Consider the following 25929-nt stretch of genomic DNA (forward strand, 5'->3'; position numbering starts at 1 on the left):
CAAAGATATAGAAAAATGGAGGTTTTAATATGGCTGAAAAAAATACAAATGAAACCCGGGAACAGGAATCCCAAAACGAAAATAATTCAAATGCTTTGCAGCTTAGACGCTCGATTGTAGGTGGACTGATAGGGGCTTCTATCGGATATTTAAGTGCGCCGGAAAATGGGAGAAAGCTTCTCTTAAGGCTGAATCCTGAAAAGGCAAGCGGGGAAGGCAAAGGGATAGGGCAGAAAGTCAAAGAAAATTCCCAAAAAGCAGCAGATTCCATTAAGAGCTCTGCTTCAAAGCTATTTAACAACAGCAAAGAAGATTCAGAGGGCGGTTGCTCCAAATCAAAACAAACAAGTCCTAAATCTGATAATAGCAAATCAAGCGAGACACAGCAGCGAAAATCAAATCAAGAAAGCGGAAGCCTTCATGACCGCCTTGACCACTTGGAAGAAATGATCACAAAACTATCTCATCAAAGAAAGAGCAAAAATAAAAAAGATGAAGGAACGAATGATTCTTCTAAAGCGAAGCAAGAGCCATCTTCCAGCAGTGATTTGAAGAGTGAAAAGGGGGATTACGAGGAAGTTCAGGGGAAATCCCAAGGTCAAAATAACGACACTGACTCTCAATCGTATTTAGAATCACCTTTTCAATCACAATCTGATGGTAAAGAAGAGAAGAACAGTACCAATTCCAAGCATAAGGGAAAAGAAGAAAATAAAGATACCCAGTTCCAACCGGGGGATGAAGATAAGAAAAAAGAAACCCAGTCTCAGCTGAATGAGGAAGAAAAACAGGAAGAAACCAACTCCCAGCGTGAGGATAGAGAAGGAATCTCTCCGTCACAATCAGAGAGTGCAGAAAAGAAGGATGGCTCACAGCCGCAATTAGAGGAAGAGGACAAAAATCAGATGTCTCAAACAGAAGGCCATGAGGACACTGATGAAAAGACCGATAAATCCAATGAAAACTCTTCCCGGGAATACGAGTCATTAAAAAAAGAAAATGAAGAATTGCAGGGGCGGCTAGGAAAAATTGAAGAGATGCTGACCGTTTTAATACAAGAGAAGAAGCCTAAAGACTCCTCAGAGGAAAGCCTGTCCCAGAGCAGCGATGAGAATAAAGAAGGATCAGGCCAGGAAAATGGAGACAATTTTGATGACGAAGACGAGTTAGGTGACGAATCTTCAGAGGAAAGCCAGTCTCAGAGTGGTGAAGAGAACAAAGACCAAGCTAAGCTAGAAGAAAATGATGGTTCCTCTGAGGGTGACGAGGAACAGTCAGAAGACAAATCTTCAGACAAAGGCCGACCCCAGAGCGGCAAGGAAAACCAGGACGAAGCGGATCAGGAAAAAAATGAAGACTCCCCCGGGGAAGACGAGGAACAGTCAGGAGACGAATCTTCAGAGGAAAGCCAATTCCAGAGTGGTGAAGAAAACAAAGACCAAGCTGAGCTAGAAGAAAATGATGGTTCCCCTGAGGAAGACGAGGAGCAGTCAGGAGACGAATCTTCAGACAAAGGCCGACCCCAGAGCGGCAAGGAAAACCAGGACGAAGCGGATCAGGAAAAAAATGAAGACTCCTCCGGGGAAGACGAGGAACAGTCAGGAGAAGAATCTTCAGAGGAAAGTCAGTTCCAGAGTGGTGAAGAGAACAAAGACCAAGCTAAGCTAGAAGAAAATGATGGTTCCCCTGAGGAAGACGAGGAACAGTCAGGAGAAGAATCTTCAGACGAAAGCCAGTTCCAGAGTGGTGAAGAGAACAAAGACCAAGCTGAGCTAGAAGAAAATGATGGTTCCTCTGAGGAAGACGAGGAACAGTCAGAAGTCGAATCTTCAGACGAAAGCCAATCCCAGAGCGGCGAAGAAAACAAGAACGAATCGAATAAGGAAAGAAACGCAGACTCCTCCGGGGAAGATCAGGATGATGACAATGAAGACCAGGACGAAGAGGAAGACGAGGAAGACAATGAAGAAGTGAAGAACCATGATCGGAATGAAGGTGATAAAGCTGAGAAAGATGATCAGGATAGTGAAAACGAAATAAATCCTGATAGTAATAAGGATAAGAATGCTAATAAAAGATCCGGCAAAAACAAAAAACGTGCTGCTGGCAAAAAATCAAAAGCTAAGGTATCCAAAGGTGATAAGGAATACACTGTTATTTCTGATGAGGAGGAGACATATCTATTAAATGGATTTAAAAAGGAGGATTAGAAATGAGTTCTGACACAACGAAAGATAACATTCTCGAGTTTTTTGTGCATGCAGCAAACAAACATGATTTTTCCTTAGATATTACATTGAATGTAAAGGGGGCCGTTATTACGGGAACCCTGGTATCTGCTAAGGAGTATTTTAATACACTAAGTCAAACGTTTGAGGATGGGAACGATGTTGCCCAAAAGGTAAGTGAACAGCTGGAAATAGCAGGGGAGGCCGCCCAGTCTAATGATGATTCGGAAATTAACTTCATTCATATGAAAGAAACAAAAGTATACTGCGGCGATAGTAAGCCGACCCCTTCAAAAGGGGATATACTCTGGCGGGGCAAGTTAAGTGAAGTGGATGGCTTCTTTTTAGGGAAGATTTATGACAGCGGTAAAAAAGACTAATAGAGTCAACCGGGAGTATTAGCAATTGTCAGGGAATGACCTGCAATTGCTAATATTCAAAATCCCTGGCTCTAAATGCAGTAGGGGAGAAATAAATTACCTGCAAGTCGGGCCATCTGCTGAGAAAACTCTATATGAGACATCCTTCTTAATTAGGAGGAGTAAAATCAATCAAACGTTTGATTGAATAAAGAAAGCTGTATGATCCAGCATATTTATTCTGATTTTTTTAAGTGAGTTTATCTTCACTAATTGTTATGATTCTGATTAAACAGGAAGGGCAGCCCTTTCAAAAGTTTCATCTGTAATGAGTTGAGATAGTAGCAAAAAGTTTTTTTATTGTCTGGATCCCCCTTTTCTTTTTAGAAATTAGCCGCTCTTTCTGCCAAAGAAGGGCAGGGATTACCTGGAAGATGGACTATCTGTTGAGGGAAATCTCTATGAAGAAAGGAATAATGAAATCAATCAAACGTTTGATTGAAATAACAAAACAGGCTATGCATAAGCCTGTTTTGTTATTTCTATTATTAATCCATCGGCAATGTATTATGAAGATTTGGAGGAGCAGGCTTAAGCATAGGCTTGTCTCCTTCTGGCTTTGGATTGCTGACATATTTGTATTCTCCCTGGCCATCAAGAGCAGGACCCTGTGCCCACCTGCCAGTACTGCTTTCTTCGCCGGCTGATAGGTTGTAGAGTGTGTAGGCGATATCTGTCCGTTCGTTTTCCCGCGGGAAAGTGCTAGGGACAAGCAGGCCTTCTTTTTCCTCAAGCTCTGCAATCGCTGCAGCCCATTGGTTTTGGTGGTAGGCGTCTCTGGCAATTAGGACGGAAAGCAGATCCTTAATGCCCTTATCATCTGTCATCTCATAGAGACGTGCAGCCTGCAGACGTCCCTGAGATTCTGCATTCAAGTTTGAACGGAAATCTGCTAATAAGTTTCCGCTTGCTGTAATATAAGAGCCCATCCATGGGTTCCCCACACTGTCAGAAGGGCGTGCGCCAAGTCCGGATACAATAGCATGCTGAGGATTCATTCCTCCCATGATCGCCCCAACAACTGGATCCTTCGCTGACTCTTCCTGCTGATTAATTGGAGCATTATCCATCAGTCTCGCAACCATTGTAGCAAGCATCTCGACATGACCAATTTCCTCAGTTCCTATATCGAGGAGAAGATCACGATATTTTTCATTCCCGCGTGTGGCCCAGCCCTGAAACATATATTGCATGGCAACAGTCATTTCACCATATTGGCCGCCAATTAGTTCCTGAAGCTTTTTTGCAAAAACGGGATCCGGACGTTCCGGCTTTGCTTCAAACTGCAATTCCTTTACATGAAAAAACATCTAAATTCCTCCAATTCTAGTAAACTGTTAAATGATGAGACTTTATATATTTGCCCAAGATTTCCAGAAGAAAACATAAATTATAAAAAAAATGACGTGCAGTATGCACGTCATTTCATATTTATTTTTTTAATAATAGATATATAAAATAGGGAGCTCCGATAATAGCAACCATAATTCCGGCTGGCAGGCCATCCGGGTCAGCCAGGTTCCGTCCGAGTGTGTCGGCGAATAAGAGGAACCATCCGCCTAAAAGAATCGAGATTGGTATAAAAAGCTGATTCCGCGGTCCAACAAGTGCTTTAGCCATATGCGGTGCGATTAAACCGATAAAGGCAATTCCACCGGTAACAGATACAGCGGAAGCGGCCAAGGCAACGGCTGTAAGCAGGAGGACGATCCGTTCTCTTTCGATGGATACCCCTATGCCGATAGCAACGGGCTCGCTTAGACTTAATAGATTCAAGCGATTTGCTTTATATAAAGTGAACGGAATAAGCAGAAGAAGCCATGGGAGGATTGCCCAAATGAACGGCCAATCCGTTCCCCATATATTCCCTGATAGCCATTTAGCAATGAAATCGACTTTCTCTCTTTCCGCTGAAGAAATCAGGACAATCATCACACCCGAAAGCGCCATGGAAAATCCGACACCCACAAGCACCATCTTTACTGGCTGAAGTCCCTCTGCTTTTTTATAGGAAAAAGCATAGATGAGAATAGCAGTAACCAAGGCGCCGAAAAATGCGCATAACGGCAGCATGTAGATGAAAGTGCCTGCTTCAATCGGGAAGAACAGAAAGAAAACGGCAATTGCAACTCCGGCACCTGAATTTATACCGATGATGCCTGGATCCGCCAGGTCATTGCGGGTAATTCCCTGTAAAATGGCACCGGATAGTGCCAGTGCCATACCGGCTAATACTGTAATAAACACTCTCGGGAGCCGTATGGAAAATAACACAAACTCCTCTTTAAAAGTTCCATGTCCCAGGAGGGTCGGGATTAACCGGTCATATGAAAGGGAGGCATAGCCTAATCCCATTCCTATAACAATGGTAACGATAATAAGTACTGTTAAAACGGCCATCAAGATTCGCTGTTTTTTTACTAACTCCGGCTGGATCATGAGAACACCTTACCCCCTTTATGAACAATGAACAGAAAGAAAGGTAGCCCCATTACAGCAATTATGGCCGCAACCGGAGTTTCATAAGGAGCATTCATGGTTCTCCCGAGTGTATCGGCAAGAAGCATGAACGAAGCTCCCGTGAGAGCGGACATCGGAAGGATATAACGATAATCCGTTCCGACAATGGCCCGGACGATATGAGGCACCATCAATCCTATAAAGGCCATATTGCCGACCAGTGCAACAGCTGCCCCTGCAAGCAGGGTGACTAAGATAAACAGGATGATTTTAATTTGAGTTGTATTCTGTCCCAAGCCTACTGCCACTTCTTCGTTTAAGCTTAGTATTGTAAGCTGCTTGGAAAGAAAAAGGGAAACGAGTATGCCTGCTGAGATAACCGGGACAATAATCTGCAGCTGGGTCCAGGATGTGCCGACGAGCCCGCCTGCAGTCCACAGACTGACATCTTTTGATATTTTAAAATAGATGCCGGTGCCTTCAGCTATTGCAAAAAGGAAGGCAGAAACTGCGGCTCCGGCTAAAACGATTCGAATCGGAGAAAAGCCTCCTTTTTTCATGGCGCCAATGCTGAAAACCATCCCCGCACCGATAGCTGCACCTATGAAGCAGGCGAACAGAATTCCTATGTAATTCGCTGATGGAATTAGAACGAGAGTTATGGCAAGTGCAGCATTGGCTCCAGCCGTTAATCCGAGCAGTCCTGGATCTGCAAGAGGGTTTCTTGTCATTCCCTGCATGATGGCGCCAGAAATGCTAAGAGCTGCTCCGACAAAAATTGCCGCAATTTCACGGGGCAGACGGATTTCACGAATGATCGAGATTTTTTCTCCGGAAGTATTGGAGGTAAGTGCAAGCCAAACATCTCTAACCGTAACATCGGCTGCTCCAAACACACAGGCAGCCACAAACATGCCTGCAAAAATGATGAAGCATGCCGCAAGTTTAATTATAAATGGAATAAAGGGCTGAGCGTCTTTAGTCATTGTGTGTCCATCTTTCTTCGGGTTTATTTTTGCCATTCGTGAACTATCTTTTTAAACAGGAAAGAGGAATTCCTAAAAATTAAGAATCCCTCGTGAGTATTAGTTTCCTAAAAATGATTCTTTAAAGAACTCCAGCTGTGCATCAAGTGTGATTGGATCACTGAAGGAAGCGCCATTGCCTTCCATTTCGAAAACACGGTTATTTTTCACAGCAGGGATATTTTTGTACGTATCGGTTTCCTGGAATGAATGGTCTGCATCTGAGTATTTGCTTATAATCATATAATCTCCTGCATATTCCGGCAGCACTTCAGCTGAAAGGGCATAGTATCCATCTTTTAGGGCCATTTCTTTAACCTTTTCAGGCATTTTTAAATCCATAGCCTGATACAGGATTTCAGTTCCGCGTGCCCAGTTATCGCCAAAAACATAAAGCTGTTTGTCGAAGATTTCAAATACAGAAACGGTTGCATCTTCACCAATTTTTGCACGAATGTCTTCCCCGGCTGCTTCAGCGCGCTGTTTGAAATCAGCTACCCATTTCTTTGCTTCTTCCTCTTTATTAAGCAGCTTGCCGATTTCCTCATGCTGAGAAAGATAATCTAATTTACCCCATGTATAAGTTACAGTTGGTGCAATTTCCTTAAGTTTATCATAGTTTTTAACAGTAGATAAGGCAATAATCAAGTCTGGTTCTAATTCGATTATTTTCTCTAGGTTATCTTCAGATACTTCTTCAGCATCCTTCAATTGTTCTTCAAAGCGAGGATTATTTTTGGACCAAGTATCCACGCCGACAATATTTACGCCCAATTGCATAACATTTCCTGTGAAGCCTGAAAGGAGAACAACTCTCTTAGGATCAGCCGGGACTTCAACCGGTCCAGTTTCAGATTCATAAGTGATTGTACCCGATTTTTTATCTTCCTTTGGTTCAGATGAGCTTGTATCTTTTTCTTCTGTATTGCCGCAGGCGCTAATAAGCAGAAGCAGCAAGATCGTAAATGGGATCAATAGTTTCTTCATGTTGATTTTCTCCTTTTAATAAATTATAAGTTATACACATTGGTTTGTTTGTGCGGGGATCACGTCCAATGACTGCATCAATATTGAACACCTTCCTTAAAACATCCTGTGTAATGACTTCTTCATAGCTTCCTGATTTAACAATCTCACCATCTTTTAATGCGACGATATGGTCGGCAAAGCGGGCTGCCTGGTTTAAATCATGGAGGACCATTACAATGGTGCGCTCTTGTTCCTCGTTCAGCTTTTGAAGAAGTTCGAGAACTTCAAGCTGGTGTGCCATATCTAAATAGGTGGTAGGTTCATCAAGGAAAATGATATCGGTTTCTTGTGCAAGTGCCATGGCGATCCACACTCTTTGGCGCTGGCCGCCTGACAAAGCATCAACAGGCCGGAACTTAAATTCTTTAGTGCCTGTCACTTCGAGAGCCCAGTCGATCACTTCATAATCCTTTTTCGTCAATCTTCCAAATCCTTTTTGATAAGGGAAGCGGCCATATGAGACTAGCTCGCCTACTGTTAAACCGCTTGCACTTTCAGGTGTTTGAGGCAAAATCGCCATCTTCTTGGCAAGGATTTTCGTATTTTCCTTTGAAATGTTCTCCCCATCCAGGATAACAGTGCCTGATTGATGGGAAATGATGCGGGTAATGGCCTTTAAAAGGGTTGATTTCCCACAGCCATTTGGACCAATGATTGTTGTGATTTTCTTATCGGGAATCTGGACGCTTAGATCCTTTACAATTAGTCGTTCGCTATACCCAATGTTCAAGCCATCTGTATATAGACGGACCATTATGTAACCTCCGTTTATGTGAGAATTTATTTTCAATTAGTGATAATGATTATCAGTGTCGGTTCATTTTTACTATAAGTCTAGTTAACTTATAAGTCAACAGTATTTGAAGGAAATTACCAAGGTAAATTTTTATTGTCAAAGGAGAAGAAAGGACGTATAGTTGAAGTGAGAATGATAATCAATAATAATTGATTATAGGGGTGAACGGATATGAAGCAGATGGAGATCTTTGATGTAACGGTTATAGGAGGAGGTCCAGCCGGGCTATACTCTTCTTTTTACAGCGGTTTAAGGCAAATGAAAACAAAACTGATTGAATTTCAGCCGCAGCTGGGCGGAAAGATTCATGTGTATCCCGAAAAAATGATTTGGGATGTCGGCGGGCTGACTCCTACTCCGGGAGCAAAGCTGATTGAACAGCTGGTCGAGCAGGGGCTGACCTTTAAACCGACGGTTGTCTTAAATGAAAAGGTGGAATCCATCAGTAAGAATAAAGATGGAGTATTTGTTTTGAAAGGATCTTCAGGAGAAGAGCATTATTCAAAAACAGTGATTGTGGCAGTCGGCAGCGGAATTCTAAAGCCGCAAAAGCTGAAAATTGAAGGTGCAGAGCGCTTTGAAGTCTCTAATTTAAATTACACCGTCAAGTCTCTGGCCCATTTCAAGAATAAAACAGTAATTGTGTCAGGAGGAGGCAATTCTGCAGTAGACTGGGCCAATGAATTGGAGCCTGTTGCTAAGCAGGTATACATCACTTGCAGGCGGGATGCGTTAACTGGCCATGAAGCTCAGGTTTCACAGCTGATGAATAGTTCGGTTATCTGTATTAACCATACGTCCATCACCAAATTAATAGCAGGCGGAAACCACGAGGAAATTGAGCAGGTGGAATTGACGAATAATGAAACGGGTGAGGTTTCATATCTTGCCATCGATGAAGTGGTCATTAACCATGGATATGAGCAGGATACGGAACTCTTGAAAAATAGCAATTTGAATATTGATATGCTGGAAGATTTCTATATTGCTGGCAATGCAAACAGTGAGACATCAGTTGAAGGGCTTTATGCTGCAGGGGATATTCTTAAGCATGACGGCAAGCTTCACTTAATTGCGGGAGCCTTCCAGGATGCTGCGAATGCAGTAAATAAAGCAAAGCAGTACATTGAACCTGATGCAGCCGGGGCGGCGATGGTTTCATCACATAATGATGTATTTAAAAGGCGAAACCGGGAATTGGTGAAGCAGCTGGTTCTCTAAGGCAAATAAATTAAGTGCACATAAATTCTCTTTATCCGCACATAAAACAGGGTTATGCGCACAGAAAAAAGTGTATCCGCACGTAAAAATTGGCTATCCGCACACAATTGAAAAGACCTCTGACAATAAGGCGAAATAGCAGTAAAAAGCCGGCCCACACAAAGGTGAGCCGGTTTTTTACGTGCTGATTTTTTCTTTTATCTGTACTTCGGTCCTAAGCTGCTTGAATTTAAAGAAGAAAGCAGCTGTCATGACTAAGGATAGAATGCCAAAAATAACGACCATTACCTGAAGTCCAACGGCATCCAGCAGGAATCCTGTCAGCAGGAGCACAATTTGGAAAATAACACGATCTAGCATGTTCCGGAAGGAGAAGAATCTTCCGTGGAATTCCTTCGGCACCCTTGTTTGAAAAATGGTGGCTGCCGTTGGGAAGAAACAGCCAACGGCAAACCCGAATACAAAGAACGCCGCAATAGATAGGACAGGAACATCTGCAAAGTACAAAAGCAGCTGTGAAACGCCAATGATAAATGAGAAGAAAAATAAAATTGCGTAAGGCGACCTTTTTTGGCTGATTTGCTTGACGATAAATGCGCCGAGCATGAAGCCGATTCCTTCTGCCGTATAAATTAACCCTTTAATGGATGAACTGTCCTGAAGCTCGCTGATGTTAATGACCATAAGGTTGAAACCTCCAAGAAACAGCAGTGGAACCAGAGTTAATATCAGGGTCATGAATACAATGGGGAGGCCTTTAATAATCGGGAAGACTTCTTTAAATCCTCCGCTGCTTCGGGAAGACTGTTTTCCTGTGCCTGGCTGTTCTCTTTTTTCCTCAAAATCCATAAACCAGGTTATTCCGAATAGAGCCAGATAAGCGACCAGCGACCCGATATAAAGCATGGATAATGGCAGAATGACTAGCAGAACCCCAGCCAGGGCTGTGCCCAATATCCTCGAAAGGGTGGACACATTCATGTGTACTCCATTCAGCTGCAGCAAATCTTTTTCAGCAACAACAAGCGGGATGGCTGCCTGCAGTGCAGGAAAGTAAAAGGCTGCAGACAATTGAATAATTACCAGGAACAGAACCATCCACCACACAGAGCCCGTTTGAATAGCAATCAGCATGAAAATTACACTAATAGCCCTGACAAAGCCTGATCCCAGCATGACGGTCTTTTTATTCAGCTGGTCGGTAATTCTGCCGGCAAGGGGGCCGACTGCAATTCCTGCCAGCAAACCTGACGCCAGAATAAGTGACTTCAGGAAGTCAGAAGGAACCTTTTCCTGCATAAACTCAAGGTTTCCTATAATGCCAAGCCAAAGGCCGAGCCCTGCTATAAATTCACCAGTTAAAAGAATCCATACGTTCTTATTTTTCCACATAAAACGGCCTCACAATTTTAGTAAATTTCGATAATCTAACAATACTATAAAATGAATGAATACTGAATCTATTTTTTTAAAACAGTTGAAAATGAAAATCGTTATCAATTATAATAACAAAAAAGAACAGAGGAGGAAATGGGTATGTTTGTTCAATTAAAGACAATTAAGGTTCAAGAGGGCCACGCTGAAAAAATGGTTGAGCGCTTTGCAGGGGATGGAATCATCGAAGAGCAGCCTGGATTTCTTGATTTAAATGTATTAAAGAAAAAACAGCGCAGCGGAGAGGAAGAAATCATTGTAATGATCCGCTGGGAATCTGAAGAGGCCTGGAAGGCATGGGAAACAAGTGATGTACATATTGCTGGCCACCGAGCAAACCGCCGGAAACCTAAGCCTGAATTTATTATCGACAGCCGTCAGGATGTATATCATGTGCTGGGGCAAAAACAATACAGAGAGCCTGCTGAAATCAAATAAAGCTGAATGCCCATTCAAAAGGGATTGTTGAATGGGCATTTTTCTTGAATTTAAACGCTTATCCCGGAGCCTTTCCGGGTCAGCAGCATGAAGATCAGGTAGGGGGCACCGATAACTGATATGACGATACCGACGGGAATATCCGCTGGTGCCAAAAGATTTTTTCCAATCATGTCTGCCATAAGCACCAGAACTGCTCCGATCAGTGCAGACAAGGGCAGACTGCTGAAGTAATTGGGTCCGCACAGCCGCCGTGCCAGATGGGGAGCCAGCAGACCAATAAATGCGATTCCGCCGCCGACAGCCACACATGCTCCTGCAAGGGCTGCAGAAAGGCACAGAAGCAAGCGGCGTTCAGACTCCACTTTTAAACCAAGAGCAATCGGAACTTCCTGCTTAAACTGAAGAAGATTCATGGTCCTTGCTTTGTAAAAGGCAGCGGGTATAAGAAACAAAATCCATGGAAGCAAAGCCCGTACATATGGCCACCCGGCTCCCCAGATGCTGCCTGTCAGCCAAATGGCAGCCTGCTGAAAATCCTTTGGATCCATTTTTAGCTGCAGAATCATTAGAAGGGCACCGCATAGAGCATTAAACCCGAGACCAACAAGGAGAAGCCGTTCTGGGTCAATTCCTCCTTTCCATGAGAACCGATATATCAGAGCTGCAATAGCGAGAGCGCCGGCAAAAGCGAAAACGGGCAGAAAAAATGGTTCAGAGAGGAGATTTCCTTTCTCCTGTCCGAAAAGATAGATCGAAAAAACGACAGCCAGTCCAGCTCCGGCATTAATTCCGAGAATGCCTGGGTCAGCCAGAGAGTTCCGGGAAAGTCCCTGGAGAATGCTGCCTGATAGTGCAAGTCCGGCACCAATCAGCATGGCAATGACCATTCTCGGCAATCTCAGCTGAAATAAAACAAGCTCTTGTCTTGGGGTACCGCTGCCAGCTAACGTGTTCAATACCTCAGAAATACTGATGGGCATCACGCCAGTGGACAGGCTCATTACAAAGGTGGCCATAATTAATAGGATAAAGGCTGCCAGCCAGTTTTTGGTTCGGCTTAATGCCAGCTTCCAATCCATTATAAATACCCCCTCTTCCTTCGGGATAAATATAGGAAAAATGGAACTCCAATCAAGGCGGTTACTGCGCTGACCGGTGTTTCGAAAGGCGGATTGATCATCCGTGCCCCGATGTCCGCGATTACCAGGAGAAGGGCACCGGCAATGGCACTTAACGGAATCAGCCATCTGTAATCAGATCCGATTATCATCCGCACCATATGGGGAACCACAAGGCCAATAAAGCCGACTGCCCCTGCAATGGAAACGGCTGCGCCAGATAATAGAATAACGGCAATGAGCCCGATCCACCTGACTTTCTCTCGTGATTGACCGAGGCCTGCTGCCACTTCTTCCCCTAAAGCCAATATAGTCAGAGAGCGGCTGATCCATAGGGATAGCAGCAGCCCTGTGATAACAGCGGGTAGCAGTATAAAAACATGCGGCCATTTGGTGCCGGACAGGCCTCCGGCAAACCAGAAGCTCAAGTCCTGTGCTACCTGGAAATACAGGGCGATACCAGTAGAAAGGGCGCTGAATAATGTGCTTAACGCAGCACCGGCAAGCGTCAGGGTCACAGGAGATATCCGCTCTTTTGAAATCATGGAAAAAGAGAGGACAAGCATGGCGCCTGCTGCAGAACCTGCAAATGACCAGACCAGAAGGATCCAGTAAGAGCCGCTTGAAACAAATGCAAGCGAAATGGCGATGGCAAGTCCGGCTCCATGGGTAATGCCAATGATTGAAGGGTCGGCAAGCGGATTGCGTGTGATGCCCTGCATAATAGTACCTGCCACTGCCAAAGCAGCCCCAATAAGAGCACCACCCAATGCCCTCGGAAGACGCACTTCCCTGATCAGCTGGTGTTCAATTTGGCCAGCTTGAAAAGAGAAAAAAGAGTCCCAAACGACAGAAGGGGAGATCCATATGGCTCCAAGTCCGATGGAAGCGAGCAGGCCAAGGAAAATACATACTAAGCCAAAAAGGCCCCATTTAATAGATTTTGAGTGAACAGGCCGATGGGGATCTGTTATGTCAGCGGCGGTTCTGGCCATTATGATCAGTCCTTTTTTTATGTATTTTATAATTGAAAATGAGAATCGTTATCGCATTAGAAGAACGATATTAATCTACTATCCTTCCACAGCATTTGTCAATTCATATTTCAGGAAAAGAAGGGAGTGTCTAAATATGCTGCTGAATAGCCATATGTTTGAATTTGCATCATTTCACCTGCGTGAGGGCTTATCCCAGGAAGTAAATGAAAAAAGCAGTCATTTTTTTATCCTATACATATTATCTGGAAAAGGCACCTTGGTAAGCGGGAACCAGAGATTGAGGGCAGAAGAGGGTAAAAGCTATTTCCTCACGGATTCCAGCACCCTCACATCGTCATCTTCTTCTCTGCTTTCTGTTCATTTGCTTTCCTGGCCAAAAGAAGGCGATGTGCTAAAAAGTATGTTATCCCGTCCGCTGGCTGACCTGGCCCCCGCAAAAATGGTTCCCCTATGGGAAGAGATGAAGAAAAGCCGGAAGGAAAAATCAGTTTCGGCCAAATGCCGATTTCTATCCCTGCTCTGGGAGATGCTATCCATCCTGACAGACGCAGCCGATATTGACCGAATGGAAGAAGCAGAGGAATTGATCCGGAACAGCCTGTCCCGTCCCTTAACCGTTGCAGAATTAGCTTCTAAAGCAAAAATGACTCCGGTAACATTTTCAAGGGCTTTTAGGAAAAGGACCGGTATGACCCCGAAGGAATTTTTAAATGCAGAACGAATAAAGACTGCCAAAAAGCTGCTGCTCCAAAATAGAGGAATTACAGCTAAAGAGGTTGCCTTGCAAATAGGGCTGCAGGATGAATTTTATTTCAGCCGTCTTTTTAAAAGCAGAGAAGGGATGCCGCCAACTGTTTTCATGAAAAGGGCAAGTGAACGGATTGCTGTCGTAAGTCAGCTGTTTCTGCAGGATCACCTTCTTTCACTTGGAATCCAGCCTGTTGCAGCTCCGTCCTACCCAACCGTCTATTCTGCCAGCAGAGGGGTGCCAAGCTATCTTCAAACAGAGCTCGAAGGGACTAAATTGTTAAACGCAGAAAAACCATTTCAGCCGGAAGATATTTTGCTGACCCATCCGGATCGCATTATTAAAACTCCTTTGCATCAATTTCAGCTTCAAAGTGTGCTGCTTTCAAAGCAGGAGCAAGTTTATCATATGTCTTTGAAGCAGGACTGGCGTCATTATCTCTTTGAAATAGCATCGGTGGTCGGCTGTGAAAGCCGTGCTGAATACATAGAAAAAGACATTCATTGTATGGAATGCCAAGTACGGGATGAGATGTGTCCATTAACGAAAACTGGCCAGTGGGCTGTCATTTGGATTCGCCCGGAAGAAATACGCCTTTACGGGAAGGGAAATCATGCCCTTCTCGATCTTCTTTTTCAAAGTCTGGGATTCCAGCCCCACCCTGATCTGCATGATGAGGGATACCGAAATGTCAGCCTGAAAGAGATTGCTGAATTAAACCCTGACAAGCTGCTCATTTTATGGAGTCATGAAAAGGATGTGTGGAGAACTGCCCATACTCCAGAATGGAATAAAATCCGTGCTGTCCGGAACGGAGAAGTCTATTACCCTGAAAGCCATGAGTGGGATCCGTGGGGGCCCATTGGGAGGAAGAAGCTGCTTGAAGTCTTTCCTTCAAGCATTCTTAAAGCCAAACTAAAAGCTTAAAGAAAATAATTAACGAGCAGCTGCAGACTTGCAGCTGTTTTTTTAATGAAAATTCATTTTGTGCATGCAGGAAGTTAAAAATGTCCATGTTCAGCAATGGTGATAATGATTATCATTGAGAATGAATTTCATTATTGTTAGGGAGGATTATTCATGAAGAAGTTCTTTGCTCCTTTGAGCGTTGTTTTTATGTTATTTATACTTGTTTTAACAGGCTGTGGAAAAGAAGAGGAAGCTTCAACAGAAGCAGCTGAAAAGAAGAAAGAGGAGAAAACAGAGGAAACAAGGACCGTTGAGCATTTATACGGAAAAGCAGAAGTCCCTGCCGAACCAAAGAAAATCATTCTGCTTTCGCATGTATCATGGGAAGGTTCACTAGTATCTGTTGGTGTAAAGCCTTACGCTGTGATGGCGTATGATAATGAGTTTCCGCCGCATTTAACAGAGGAGCTTGAAGGTGTGAAGGCTCTTCCTTATGCTGATGAAATAAATTCGGAAGAAATTTTGAAGCTGGATCCGGATCTGTTAATTATCAGTGATCGCTACAAGCCTCTTTATGACCAGCTGTCTGAAACCATTCCAACAGTTGTAGTTGAAGTGGGCGGTGATTGGAAGGAAGATCATCTGAAGGTTGCAGAAGCAGCTGGCAAGCTTGAAGAAGGAAAGAAAGTGATTGAAGACCTTGAGAAGGAAGCAGAAGATATCGGCAGCCGTGTAAGTGAGAAAATGGGCGATGAAACATTTATGGCAGTAGCCATAAATAAAAAAGATATTCGTGTATATGGCCGTACCAACCATGCAACCAATTCATTATTATTTGATGATTTGAAACTCACACCTGCGGAAAACCTTCCTGAGGATTTCGGAGAGAATATTTCGATTGAAGGATTAGCAAAGTATAATCCTGATCATATCCTCGATGTTTCTTATTTTAATAGTGGTGAGTTCTATGATTCTGTTACACAGGGAGAGGTCTGGAAAAGCCTGAAAGCCGTTCAGAATGGCAACGTACATACTCTTAAGACGACATGGGGGTATTGGGATCCAATTGAGCGCCAAAAAGGATTGAAAGAGATTGAATCCCTGCTCCTAAGTGAATAGACATCTTGATGAGAGGCTGGGACTTTCGAAGGTCCCTGTCTCTGTCATTCCATTGGTTTCTTTTAAAAGAAGAAATCAAATTTTTTAACCATTATTGAGAATGGTTATCAATTACTAGGTCTAAAGACTCGGTGAAAGGATGGAATTATGCATCATTCAGCCAAACAAATTGCAGAAAATGCAACGTTTCAAGCTTTTATAAATAGTTACTTAAGAGAAGTAGATTGCGGACAGTGGATGGAAAGGGAGGAATGGATGCAGGAGCAGCGGCCATCTATGACTCTGTCAGGTGAATACATGGTGGAGATAGAACTTCCAGGCCAGTCTGCCGTATTTGCAGTGGAAGTGATTTACCAATCAAAAACTGGAAGACATTTGATCGGGGGTGCCTTTAAATATTGCAGCCAAAGGCTGGAATGGATCCCTCAGGATCGGCTTCCGATGATGATTGCTCTTATCCATGAACTGCATTTAATGGCAAAATCAAATGGATGCCATGAACTTTCATCCCATTTTGATGAGCTGGTGATCAGGCTGATTGAGAGCTATCAGACGATGGCTTTGTACATTGAAAAAAGAATGAAGGACGAAAGCAGCCTGTATTCCGAAGAAAGCACCTTCATTGAAGCCGAGCAATCACTATTGTTTGGTCACTGGCTTCACCCTACACCGAAGAGCAGGCAGGGAATGGCCGTATGGCAGCATCCGCAATATGCACCGGAGTTAAAAGGCCGTTTTCAGCTTCACTATTTTCAGGTAGACCGGGAGTTAGTCAGGGAAGCTTCAGCTAATCGGAAAAGCGCAAGTGATATTATACTCTCTTCCCTTAAGAAATCGATACCGCAATTTACTGTCCCGCATAGCAACTGCCTCATTCCGATGCATCCTCTTCAGGCTCAATGGCTGCTACAGCAGAATCATGTCAGGGAGGCGGTTGATAAAAAACTAATAAAAGACCTTGGCCCAATAGGAGCCTATTATTCAGCAACCTCTTCCATCAGAACAGTTTACAGCCCGGAAAATGATTGGATGTTTAAATTTTCCGTACCGGTAAAAATTACGAACTCATTAAGGGCGAACCGTCTACATGAACTAAAGGCAGGTATCGCTATGACAGAATTAATGGATAAGCTTCGATTTACGGAAAAATATCCGTCATTTCGGATAATTGATGATCCGGCCTATATAACAGCTGAATTGCCGGGGCAAAAAGAGTCAGGGTTCGAGGTCATTATTCGCTCCAACCCTTTTCCGGAAGGGGAAGATAAGGGGATTACTTCTATCGCGGCATTGGTTCAGGACCCGCTGCCAGATCAACGCTCAAGACTTCAGCGGACCATTGAAAGACTGGCACAGGCAGAGAGAAGAGATCCGGAGGAAATCAGCATGGACTGGTTCGAAAAATATTGGAGATGCACGATTGTGTCTCTGCTCCGATTATATGATGAACACGGGATTGCACTTGAGGCCCATCAGCAGAATAGCGTCCTGGATGTATCCTCGGGATACCCGGAAGCTTACTGCTACCGTGATAATCAAGGCTACTATCTATCAAACGAAAACAGGGAAAATTTATCCGGCCTTTTGCCGCAATTGGCAGAATGCCCGGAACTATTTTATGACGATGACCTCATTCAGGAACGATTCACTTATTACCTGTTTATGAACCAGCTCTTTTCTGTGATTTGCCGATTTGGGCAAGACGGTCTTATCAGTGAAGACTGTTTGATCGAATGGTGCCGGAAACAGCTTAGCATTCTTGAAAACGAACTGTCGGGTCAGGGGAAAGCATTCATCGGCCATATCCTGCGATCAGAAAAGCTGGCCTATAAAGCTAACCTGCTAACCCGTTTCCATGATGTGGATGAACTGCTTGCTAAGAACGAACAAGCCGTTTACACCTATATCCCAAATCCTTTTGCCATTGTGAAGAAGGAGGAGAACTATGCAGAAGCTGCATCCGCTGCCATCTAAGAAAATTGAAAGAAGAGTCATCCGGCAGTTATTGGAGGCCGTTCTTTTTGAAGGGCTGATGGATTATGAAAAAACAGCACTCCAGCCGGGCGAACAATTATTGAGCTTTACCGTTTTCGGAAGGCATCGGTCTTATTGCTGTGAGGGAAGGATTGCTTCGTTTGACCGTGTGAGGCTGAAGGAAGACAGCATCTATTCTGTGCAGAGCGATGGTTCCCGTACGGAAACAAGCATAGAGGAACTGGCAGCAGACCTTGTATCAGATCCGGATAAAAGAAGCAAGCTTATTCACGAGCTGCAGCAAACCATTCTGCTGAGTGAATGGAATGAAAAGAATCTCATGCCAGCCATCTCAAGGAGAACATGCAGTTATGAAGAACTGGAGTCAGAAGTTTGGGAAGGCCATCCCTATCACCCTTGTTTTAAGGCAAGGACTGGATTCTCTCTTGAAGACCATGCTGCATTTGGTCCGGAAGCAGGGCAATCTTTTGCACTGCAGTGGGCTGCAGTCAGACGGGAGAATAGCCAAATGGCTATTCCCCAGGGTGAGAAGGAATTTTGGGAAAAGGAGCTGGGTCCACTCATGCTCGGGCAGCTGCTGACCGAGCTGCATCAGTTGGGAAAAACGTTTGAAGAATACACCTTTCTGCCAATCCATCCATGGCAGGTAAATTATATCAAAGATGAACTGGAGCGGGGGGATGTCGTTCTGCTAAAAAGCAGCGGGAATTCTTATCGGGCAACCCAGTCGGTCCGAACACTTTGGAACGTGACCAGCCCAGAGAAAGCTCATCTAAAACTATCCATGAATATGGTGAATACTTCATCGCTAAGAACATTAGAAACACATGCCATCTGTGCCGCTCCCCATATTTCAAAATGGATAGCTGACACAGTGGAAGCGGATACATATTTAAAGGAAGAAGCTTCCTTAATTGTTTTGAAGGAGTATGCAGGAATTGCCTATCAGCCATTAGAGGCAGAAACAGAGGCAAGACTGGGAGCTATTTGGCGGGAAAGTGTCCGCCTCTACATGGAAGACGATGAGGAGGCTGTTCCTTTTACTGCACTTCCTTTAATAGAGAGGGATGGCTCTCCATTTATAGGTGAATGGCTGAAGCGCTATGGAATTGAAAGCTGGATAAAAAGGCTGCTGGAAGTAAGTGTGGTTCCAGTCTGGCATTTACTCGCCGCTCATGGCATAGCTGTGGAGGCACATGCCCAGAACATGATACTCCTTCACAAGAACGGCTGGCCTACCCGTGTTGTATTAAGGGATTTCCACGACAGTACAGAGTATCATCAAAACTTTTTGGCAGACCCCAGCCGGCTTCCAGACTTTGGAGAAATTCATGAACAGTTTAAAAAAGTCGGAGACAACGAGTATTATTGGATGGCTTCCGTAGAAGCACTAAGAGAGCTTGTTATGGATACATTGTTTGTTTTTCATTTAACAGAACTGTCTTTTGCGCTTGAAGAGCAGTACGGCTACAGTGAGAGAAAGTTTTGGAGGCTGGCTCGTGAGACGCTCGCCGGGCACATGAGCTGCTATCCAGAACTGATTTTCCGAAATTACCAGCTGGAGCATAATGCCCCTATGGTTTATGCCGAGTCACTGCTGAAAAGGAAAGTCCAAAAAGAAGAAGCTGGCGGGTTCCGCCATCTTGTCACTAACTCTTTAGCATAGAACACAAAGGAGAATTGAGATGTTTTTTGTAAATGATCAGTACTATACACTGGATGATCTTGAAAGACAATATACGATATTTGAAAATATACCTCATATAAAAGATTGCCGGAATAGGAGATTGGCAGTCTGTATGCAGGATGCTTTTCAATGGATTGCACTCTGTTTATTTGTACGCAGTAAAGGAGGATCTATTGTCCCCCTTCATCCCTCTGTCCCGAAAGAAGGTGCAATCAGAATGGCAAAAAAAGCGGGGAGCCATTTCCTGCTTTATGAAAATATTCACCTGCCGATCCTCTTGTCAAAGGAAATAAATGAGAAGGAGGGCGTTCTGGTGCAAATGAGTTCGGGTACGACTGGGGATCCGAAATGCATTGAACGCACATGGGAATCGATTGAGAACGAGCTTGACAGTTATGTCTCGGTTTTGCCGGCTGATAATCAGACTGCTTCAGTCGTTGCCTGTCCGACGACACATTCCTACGGTTTAATCTGCGGTGTATTCGCGTGCATTAGGCGTGGGGCAAAACCGGTCATTCTGACAAATATGAACCCTAAGTATGTGCTGAAAAAGCTGAAGGAGCATCCCAAGCATATTCTTTACGGGGCTCCTGCACTGCTGCATACCTTAACAAGTTTAATCAGGGATGGACAGCGGCTGGATGCTGTCATGACATCAGGTACACTCATGCCAGCCGGCTGGCTGGAAGCCTTAAAAAAGGTTTCAAAACGAGTGCTTCAGCAATATGGCTGTTCTGAAGCAGGGTGTGTGGCCATTCATCCGGATGTAAGTGACTCACGTGAAATGGGCTATCCGCTGCCGCATGTCAAAGTGGAGGCTGGAAGTATCCAAAACCCTGGTGAAATCCTTATTCATGATTCGGAGAAAACAATTTATACAAAAGATCTTGGCTATATAGAAAATGGAATTCTTTCTTTTATGGCTAGAATCGATGACACCATTAATGTAGCAGGCTTGAATGTTTATCCGCAGGAAGTAGAAGACGTTTTGATGGGAGAACCCAGAATTATAGAGGCAGTTGTTTATAAAAAGGTTCATCCGCTTTCAGGGGAAAGAGTCTGTGCACAGTATGTCTGCTCTGAACCGATTGAGGAACAGGAGCTGAGGGAATGGTGCAGGAAGTATCTCGCCCCATACCAGGTTCCACTGGAATTTAATAGAGTGGAGGAAATTGAAAAGCTGCCAAACGGCAAGGTCAGCCGGAAAAGGCTGGGGGAAGGAGTTCTGGCATGACAAGACAAGAGATCTTACAAGTAATCCATGACATTTTGCAGCATCAATTAGAATTACCTTCTATTCAAGCTTTCCATGAAGATGCGCGCTTAAATGAAGACCTGTATATGGACTCTATTATGATTTTGCAGCTGATTCTCCATTTGGAAGTTGATATGGGCTTTAAAATTCCAGATGAAATGCTTGTGCCAAAAGACTTCCGGACGGTAGGAAGCCTGGCTGATTTTCTGGAGCGCCAGCAGGAGCCAGCTGCAGCGGAGGGATCAGTATGATTAAAGTGCATTGTTTTGTAAGCTGTGTATGCGAAGCTGTCAAAAAGACAAAAGGCGCTGACCATCGTCCTTATTATTTCGGAGTATGGGATGCCGATTTCGATGTGCTGGAGAATGGTGTGTTAACGTATCATTCCAAGCGGATCAACCATGATTTTTTTCATCAGTGGTATGAAATGCTTTATGGCATTAAGCTGAATAAATGGTACGACGAAAAACAAAGCAAACAGGAAAATATAAAGGAAATGCTGAGATTGATGGATAACAAGAAATCTCATCAATATGTAATGGTGATGCTCGATTTGTCAAAGCTTCCTGAGCGGGAAAATAAATTTCATCAAAGTCCTTTTCCCCATTACGTAATGCTGGAAAGGACGGAAAACGAAGAGGAATGGTTTATGTATGATCCGGACTTTCGCTGGGAAGGAGTGCTTCCAAAAGACCGGATTCTGGCTGCCATTGAGGATCCTTCAGCTGAAGGTGGTTATTTCTTTGATGCATCGTCCATTACCCCGCCAACTGCCGAAACGGTTGAAGCATATTTTAACACATGCATTAAGCATGACTGCAATCCAATGACAGATGCAGTTGCAAAGATTATTGAGCTTCATGCTGCTGGAGATGAAAAGTTTCCGCTGTCAGGGCTGACACTTGCCTTACGGGAATTGCCTGTTCTCGCCATTCGGAAGTACGCTTATGAACATGCTTTTGCGTTTTTCTGGGAATTGCTTGGCTTTGATGATGAAGACTTTGAAGCCTGGTGTGATGAAATTGAAAAACTTGTAAAAGGCTATACAGCCATCCAATACCGGGCAATGAAGCTCGGTATGACAGGCAATAGGCTGTTAGTGGATGAAATTACGGCAAAGCTGGAAGAACAGAATATTCTGGAATTTAAAATAAAAAGAGGGCTGCAGGAATGCTTTGAGGCTTGGGCTGAATTGCAGGAATCTCAAAAAATGAAGGAGGTCATCCAATGAAACTTTCTCTGTGCACCATCTCATTCCGGCATCATCTTCAATCTATCGACCAAATTGCGCACTGGGCCCAGAATAATGGGTTCCAGGGAATTGAACTATGGGGCGTCCATGCCAAAAATCTGGCGGAAGATATCCATTATGGAAGTGAGTGGCTGAGCTCATACGAACTTAAGACAAGTATGCTAAGCGACTATCTGCCCCTGGATGCACCGCTTCCCGCCTTAATAGCTGAAATGAACGCTCTATGTTCACTTGCACATCGCTGGGGAACGGACAAAATACGGACATTTGCCGGTAACAAGGGCAGTGCAGATATCAGCAGATTAGAGAGGATTGAGCTTGTTTCTCGCATGAAGATGCTTTGTAAAATGGCTGAAGCAGAGGGAATGCAGCTTTTGGTCGAGACTCATCCAAATACTCTGACTGATAATCCATCTTCTGCCCTTCAGCTTCTTGAGGAAACGGACCATCCGGCACTCAGGGTTAATTTTGATGTCCTGCACATATGGGAATCAGGGGTGGACCCTCTATTTGCTCTTAAACAGCTCCAGCCATATGTTTCGCACTTTCATCTCAAAAATATTGAATCACGCTGCAAGCTTGGTGTCTTTGCCCCTAATAATGTGTATGCAGCAGCAGGCAGCAGGGAAGGCATGGTTTCACTATTTGAAGGAGCGGTGGACTATCGTTTGTTTTTAAGAGAGGCTGCTGAAATGGTGGAAATGGATGCTTCACTGGAATGGTTTGGGCCAAATGTGAAAAGCATTCTGGCAAAAGACAGCAGGGAGATTAAGAAGCTTCTTCAGGTTGAAGAAGCAAGGTAAATGGACGATTTGAGACAGAAAAAAGTTCAATCAAACGTTTGATTGAAAGGGAATGGACGCAGTACTGGTGCGGGTAAAGAGTACAGGCTGCGTTTATTTATGATATGGATGAATGTGCGGGATTATTGATTACTGATTGCCTGTTCAATTGCAACTGCCGCACAATCAATGGAAGGATACGTTTTTTTCATTGAAGTTCCCGTATAAGTAATCTCAAAAGAATGAGACTCCTTTATATAACGGACAACTAGAATCTCTGATTGCTCTTTTGTAAACGTTTGAGTGATTTGGCAATCGCTATAGTATTTTAAAGTTTCAAGCATATTTTTCGTATGATCTAATGGCATAGTTCACAACCTCCTTTTTTAGCAGGTGTAACCTTAATACCATTATAAGGAATTTAACTTCCAATTTGTATGGATAATTTGTCACATTTTATCATAAAATTTTTAGTTTTAGAGAGAACTGAAAATAAGATACAGCAAAAAGGCCAGTCTGTGATAGACTGGCCTTTTTTATGCAAGCTGCTGCTCGGCAAACTCCCTGTATAGCTCATGGGTTCGGGTTAATTCATTATGCGTGCCAATGCCTGTCACCCGGCCTTTTTCAATAAAGACAATTTGATCCGCATCGACAATTGTAGAAAGACGGTGGGCGATGACAAAAGTTGTCCGCCCTTCCATTAGACGGCTAAGCGCCTGCTGAACGATGCCTTCCGATTGACTGTCCAGGCTTGCGGTAGCTTCGTCCATCATCAATATTTTAGGATCGCGCAGGAATGCGCGCGCAATGGCAATCCTCTGCCTTTGTCCTCCGGAAAGCTTCACGCCCCGCTCACCAACTTCTGTGTCAAGCCCCTTCGGAAAATCAGCAATGAATTGATCGGCATATGCCATTTTTGCCACTTCCCATAATTTCTCATCCGGAATGTTTTCAGGACTCTCCAGTCCATAGCATAAATTCTCACGGACCGTACCTGCCATCATGGCGCTTTCCTGTGAAACATAGCCGATTTGACTGCGCCAGGATTTAAGAGATATTTGCTGGATGGGTGTGTGGCCAATTTTAATTTCACCTGCAGTTGGCTCGTAAAAACGTTCAAGCAATCCAAATAAAGTGGTTTTTCCGCTGCCGCTTGGGCCTGCCAATGCAATCATCTGGCCCGGCTGGGCTTCAAGTGAGATATTTTCCAGGACAATCTCTTCTGCGCTATAGGAGAAAGAAACGTTTTCGATGGTAATCGGTTTGCTGCTGATATCCATCTCGATGCCGTCCTGCCCATCTTCCAATGGCTCTTCTAAAATTTCTATAATCCTTTCCGTTGCGCCTTTGGCTTTTTGCAGCTGTGTAAAAAACATTGCAAATGAAGTGATCGGCATAATAATTTGGAACAAATACAGCAAAAAGGCTACAAGAGAACCCGTTGACATCGTTCCGCTGGCCACACGCATGCCGCCATAGGCGATGATCATGACGATGACCACCATCATGATCAGGTACATTGTCGGGCCAATCATGGCAAAAATACGGGCTTCCCTCAAACCGTAGCCAAGCAGTTTGCCGATGCCATCCAATCCTTTTTCTTCTTCATTTTGCTCTGCAGTAGAGGACTTCATTAGGCGAATCTCACCAAGTGTTTGGGTGATGTTGCCGGTAAAGATGGCCGTTTCATCTTGAAGGCCCCGGGATATTTTTGCCATCTTTCGGCCGAGTGGAATCATAATGGCCAGTGTTATAGGAACTGAAGTGAGCATCAGCAATGTCATTTTCCAGTCCATCACAAGAAGGATAATAATTGCACCGATAATACTGATAATACCGGTAATAAATTGTGGAAAGTGATTGGTAATCAGCTCTCTGACAATGCTGGTATCATTAACTACGCGGCTGACTGTCTGTCCGCTGGATTGCTGATCGAAATATCGGACCGGCAGCCTTATGAGCTTTTTCCACATCCGGTCACGAAGACGTGCCACTACTTTTTGGCCGACATAGCTCAGCAGGTAGATGGAGATCCCGCTTATTATGGCCTGGACGATAAAGGCTGCCCCGATTCCAATGATGAGCGGAACGCTTAAAGATTCAACTGAAAAGCCATCCACCAGGTTTTTGGTCAGCAGCGGAACCACGAGTCCGGTCAGGGTGGTTAAGATGCTTGCTGTTAAACCAATGATGAGAGCAAGCTTTGGTATTTTTGTTGATAGAATGAGTGAAATGAATGGTTTTATACTGGTTTGCTTTTGATTCATTATGTGTGCTCCTGTCTCTTATATATCTTCATAATTATATAACATTGAAACTTCCATTTCCTGTTATGCACCTTAACGCCTATCCGATGAATAGGATGTGTTAAAAAACAAAAAGGATGATGGCCGTGGCAATCAACTTTCCTGTAGGCATCAAAACGATGACAATCAGCACGGGGCCCACCAAAGTCGTTTATTATCCCCGAGTATCTGGTATGCAAAATAAGCAGCTGCAGCAATTGATAAACAGTACTATTATTAGACAAAACCAGCAGCTCATTAACGAACAGACAGGCAATATGGATACCACCGTTGTGGATTTGTATGGATATTATGAGATTAAAAATAATCAGCGGGATGTGCTGAGCTTGTCTTTGAACAACTATGTGTATCATTATCATGCTGCCCATGGAATGACAGTTATAAAATCGCTGACGTTTGATCTTCAGAAGGGGAAGCAGGTAGCCCTTAAGGATTTATTTAAGCCGGGAAGCGACTATGTAAAAAGAATATCAGACCTGATTAAGGTGCAAATCAGAGAGCGTGACATTCCGCTTTTAGTAGACTTTCAAGCCATTAAGCCGGATCAGGACTTTTATATAGCAGACAAAGCGCTGATCATCTATTTCCAACTCTATGAAATCGCGCCATACGCCTATGGATTCCCGATGTTTCCGATTTCGGTATATGAACTGCAGGATATTATAGATGAAAATGGTCCGCTGGGAAGGATGGCAGCAAATTAA

The 25929-nt window shown here is 44.0% G+C and carries 23 protein-coding genes; 13 read left to right on the plus strand and 10 right to left on the minus strand.

From position 1 onward, the window contains the following. The first annotated feature begins 29 nt into the window (after nt 1-29). Nucleotides 30-2210 (plus strand): GvpT/GvpP family gas vesicle accessory protein, encoded by a 2181-nt coding sequence (gvpT, locus tag AC6CHU_RS12705; protein ID WP_498121938.1) that lies wholly within the window; start codon nt 30-32, stop codon nt 2208-2210. Nucleotides 2211-2212: 2 nt separating this feature from the next. After that, nucleotides 2213-2608 (plus strand): gas vesicle accessory protein GvpU, encoded by a 396-nt coding sequence (gvpU, locus tag AC6CHU_RS12710; protein ID WP_159868969.1) that lies wholly within the window; start codon nt 2213-2215, stop codon nt 2606-2608. A 527-nt stretch (nt 2609-3135) separates the two neighbouring features. On the opposite strand, the gene AC6CHU_RS12715 is transcribed toward gvpU, so the two are convergent. The 5 genes from AC6CHU_RS12715 to AC6CHU_RS12735 all read right to left on the minus strand — a co-directional run bounded on the left by AC6CHU_RS12715 (nt 3136) and on the right by AC6CHU_RS12735 (nt 7915). Then, nucleotides 3136-3957 (minus strand): manganese catalase, encoded by an 822-nt coding sequence (locus tag AC6CHU_RS12715; RefSeq protein WP_159868966.1) that lies wholly within the window; start codon nt 3955-3957, stop codon nt 3136-3138. A gap of 121 nt (nt 3958-4078) precedes the next feature. Then, nucleotides 4079-5086, minus strand: a complete 1008-nt coding sequence (locus tag AC6CHU_RS12720; protein ID WP_159868963.1) for a FecCD family ABC transporter permease — start codon at nt 5084-5086, stop codon at nt 4079-4081. Continuing rightward, nucleotides 5083-6093: a FecCD family ABC transporter permease gene (locus AC6CHU_RS12725; protein WP_159869084.1), complete on the minus strand. Its 1011-nt coding sequence runs from the start codon at nt 6091-6093 to the stop codon at nt 5083-5085. Before AC6CHU_RS12725 ends, AC6CHU_RS12720 begins: the two co-directional genes overlap by 4 nt. Before the next feature lie 99 nt (nt 6094-6192). Continuing rightward, nucleotides 6193-7119: an iron-hydroxamate ABC transporter substrate-binding protein gene (locus AC6CHU_RS12730; RefSeq protein WP_159868960.1), complete on the minus strand. Its 927-nt coding sequence runs from the start codon at nt 7117-7119 to the stop codon at nt 6193-6195. Beyond that, nucleotides 7070-7915, minus strand: a complete 846-nt coding sequence (locus AC6CHU_RS12735; RefSeq protein ID WP_159868957.1) for an ABC transporter ATP-binding protein — start codon at nt 7913-7915, stop codon at nt 7070-7072. The genes AC6CHU_RS12730 and AC6CHU_RS12735 overlap by 50 nt, the downstream gene beginning before the upstream one ends. Nucleotides 7916-8128: 213 nt before the next feature. On the opposite strand from AC6CHU_RS12735, the gene AC6CHU_RS12740 reads away from it, so the two are divergent. Next, on the plus strand, nt 8129-9178 hold the full coding sequence (locus AC6CHU_RS12740) for an NAD(P)/FAD-dependent oxidoreductase (protein WP_159868954.1): 1050 nt from the start codon (nt 8129-8131) through the stop codon (nt 9176-9178). Between the two features lie 177 nt (nt 9179-9355). On the opposite strand, the gene AC6CHU_RS12745 is transcribed toward AC6CHU_RS12740, so the two are convergent. Then, a complete protein-coding gene (locus AC6CHU_RS12745; protein WP_159868951.1) occupies nt 9356-10570 on the minus strand; it encodes an MFS transporter in 1215 nt (404 codons plus the stop codon). Nucleotides 10571-10714: 144 nt separating this feature from the next. On the opposite strand from AC6CHU_RS12745, the gene AC6CHU_RS12750 reads away from it, so the two are divergent. Beyond that, complete coding sequence (locus AC6CHU_RS12750) at nt 10715-11050, plus strand: antibiotic biosynthesis monooxygenase family protein (RefSeq protein ID WP_251284866.1); 336 nt, start codon at nt 10715-10717, stop codon at nt 11048-11050. Between the two features lie 50 nt (nt 11051-11100). Here AC6CHU_RS12750 and AC6CHU_RS12755 read toward each other — a convergent pair whose 3' ends face one another. Then, on the minus strand, nt 11101-12132 hold the full coding sequence (locus AC6CHU_RS12755) for a FecCD family ABC transporter permease (protein WP_159868945.1): 1032 nt from the start codon (nt 12130-12132) through the stop codon (nt 11101-11103). After that, nucleotides 12132-13166 carry a FecCD family ABC transporter permease gene (locus AC6CHU_RS12760; protein ID WP_159868942.1) on the minus strand — a complete coding sequence of 345 codons (1035 nt, stop codon included), beginning with the start codon at nt 13164-13166 and terminating at the stop codon, nt 12132-12134. Before AC6CHU_RS12760 ends, AC6CHU_RS12755 begins: the two co-directional genes overlap by 1 nt. Here AC6CHU_RS12760 and AC6CHU_RS12765 point away from each other — a divergent pair. The 8 genes from AC6CHU_RS12765 (at nt 13144) to AC6CHU_RS12800 (ending at nt 22937) form a co-directional block, all read left to right on the plus strand. Next, entirely contained in the window at nt 13144-14844 is a 1701-nt protein-coding gene (locus AC6CHU_RS12765; RefSeq protein ID WP_498121941.1) for an ABC transporter substrate-binding protein, read from the plus strand. The two genes, AC6CHU_RS12760 and AC6CHU_RS12765, sit on opposite strands and share 23 nt — an antisense overlap. A gap of 153 nt (nt 14845-14997) precedes the next feature. Next, nucleotides 14998-15945, plus strand: coding sequence for an ABC transporter substrate-binding protein (locus AC6CHU_RS12770; RefSeq protein WP_159868939.1), 948 nt, complete (start codon nt 14998-15000; stop codon nt 15943-15945). Between the two features lie 147 nt (nt 15946-16092). Continuing rightward, nucleotides 16093-17919: an IucA/IucC family protein gene (locus AC6CHU_RS12775; RefSeq protein ID WP_498121943.1), complete on the plus strand. Its 1827-nt coding sequence runs from the start codon at nt 16093-16095 to the stop codon at nt 17917-17919. Continuing rightward, complete coding sequence (locus tag AC6CHU_RS12780) at nt 17891-19606, plus strand: IucA/IucC family protein (protein ID WP_498121945.1); 1716 nt, start codon at nt 17891-17893, stop codon at nt 19604-19606. Before AC6CHU_RS12775 ends, AC6CHU_RS12780 begins: the two co-directional genes overlap by 29 nt. A gap of 19 nt (nt 19607-19625) precedes the next feature. Further along, nucleotides 19626-20861 (plus strand): AMP-binding protein, encoded by a 1236-nt coding sequence (locus AC6CHU_RS12785; protein ID WP_498121947.1) that lies wholly within the window; start codon nt 19626-19628, stop codon nt 20859-20861. Continuing rightward, complete coding sequence (asbD, locus tag AC6CHU_RS12790; protein WP_159868927.1) at nt 20858-21133, plus strand: petrobactin biosynthesis protein AsbD; 276 nt, start codon at nt 20858-20860, stop codon at nt 21131-21133. The genes AC6CHU_RS12785 and asbD overlap by 4 nt, the downstream gene beginning before the upstream one ends. Next, the gene (locus AC6CHU_RS12795; RefSeq protein ID WP_159868924.1) at nt 21130-22113 is read left to right on the plus strand and encodes a DUF6005 family protein; all 984 of its coding nucleotides are present in this window, start codon (nt 21130-21132) and stop codon (nt 22111-22113) included. Before asbD ends, AC6CHU_RS12795 begins: the two co-directional genes overlap by 4 nt. Continuing rightward, nucleotides 22110-22937, plus strand: coding sequence for a sugar phosphate isomerase/epimerase family protein (locus AC6CHU_RS12800; protein ID WP_159868921.1), 828 nt, complete (start codon nt 22110-22112; stop codon nt 22935-22937). The genes AC6CHU_RS12795 and AC6CHU_RS12800 overlap by 4 nt, the downstream gene beginning before the upstream one ends. 122 nt (nt 22938-23059) lie before the next feature. Here the strand turns inward: AC6CHU_RS12800 and AC6CHU_RS12805 are convergent, their stop codons facing one another. Together AC6CHU_RS12805 and AC6CHU_RS12810 are read right to left on the minus strand one after the other, a co-directional pair. Beyond that, the gene (locus AC6CHU_RS12805; protein WP_159868918.1) at nt 23060-23284 is read right to left on the minus strand and encodes a hypothetical protein; all 225 of its coding nucleotides are present in this window, start codon (nt 23282-23284) and stop codon (nt 23060-23062) included. Nucleotides 23285-23452: 168 nt separating this feature from the next. After that, nucleotides 23453-25186, minus strand: a complete 1734-nt coding sequence (locus tag AC6CHU_RS12810; protein ID WP_159868915.1) for an ABC transporter ATP-binding protein — start codon at nt 25184-25186, stop codon at nt 23453-23455. Nucleotides 25187-25311: 125 nt separating this feature from the next. On the opposite strand from AC6CHU_RS12810, the gene AC6CHU_RS12815 reads away from it, so the two are divergent. Continuing rightward, entirely contained in the window at nt 25312-25929 is a 618-nt protein-coding gene (locus AC6CHU_RS12815) for a DUF3298 and DUF4163 domain-containing protein (protein ID WP_159868912.1), read from the plus strand.

Source organism: Cytobacillus sp. GQ23 (genome assembly GCF_059758675.1).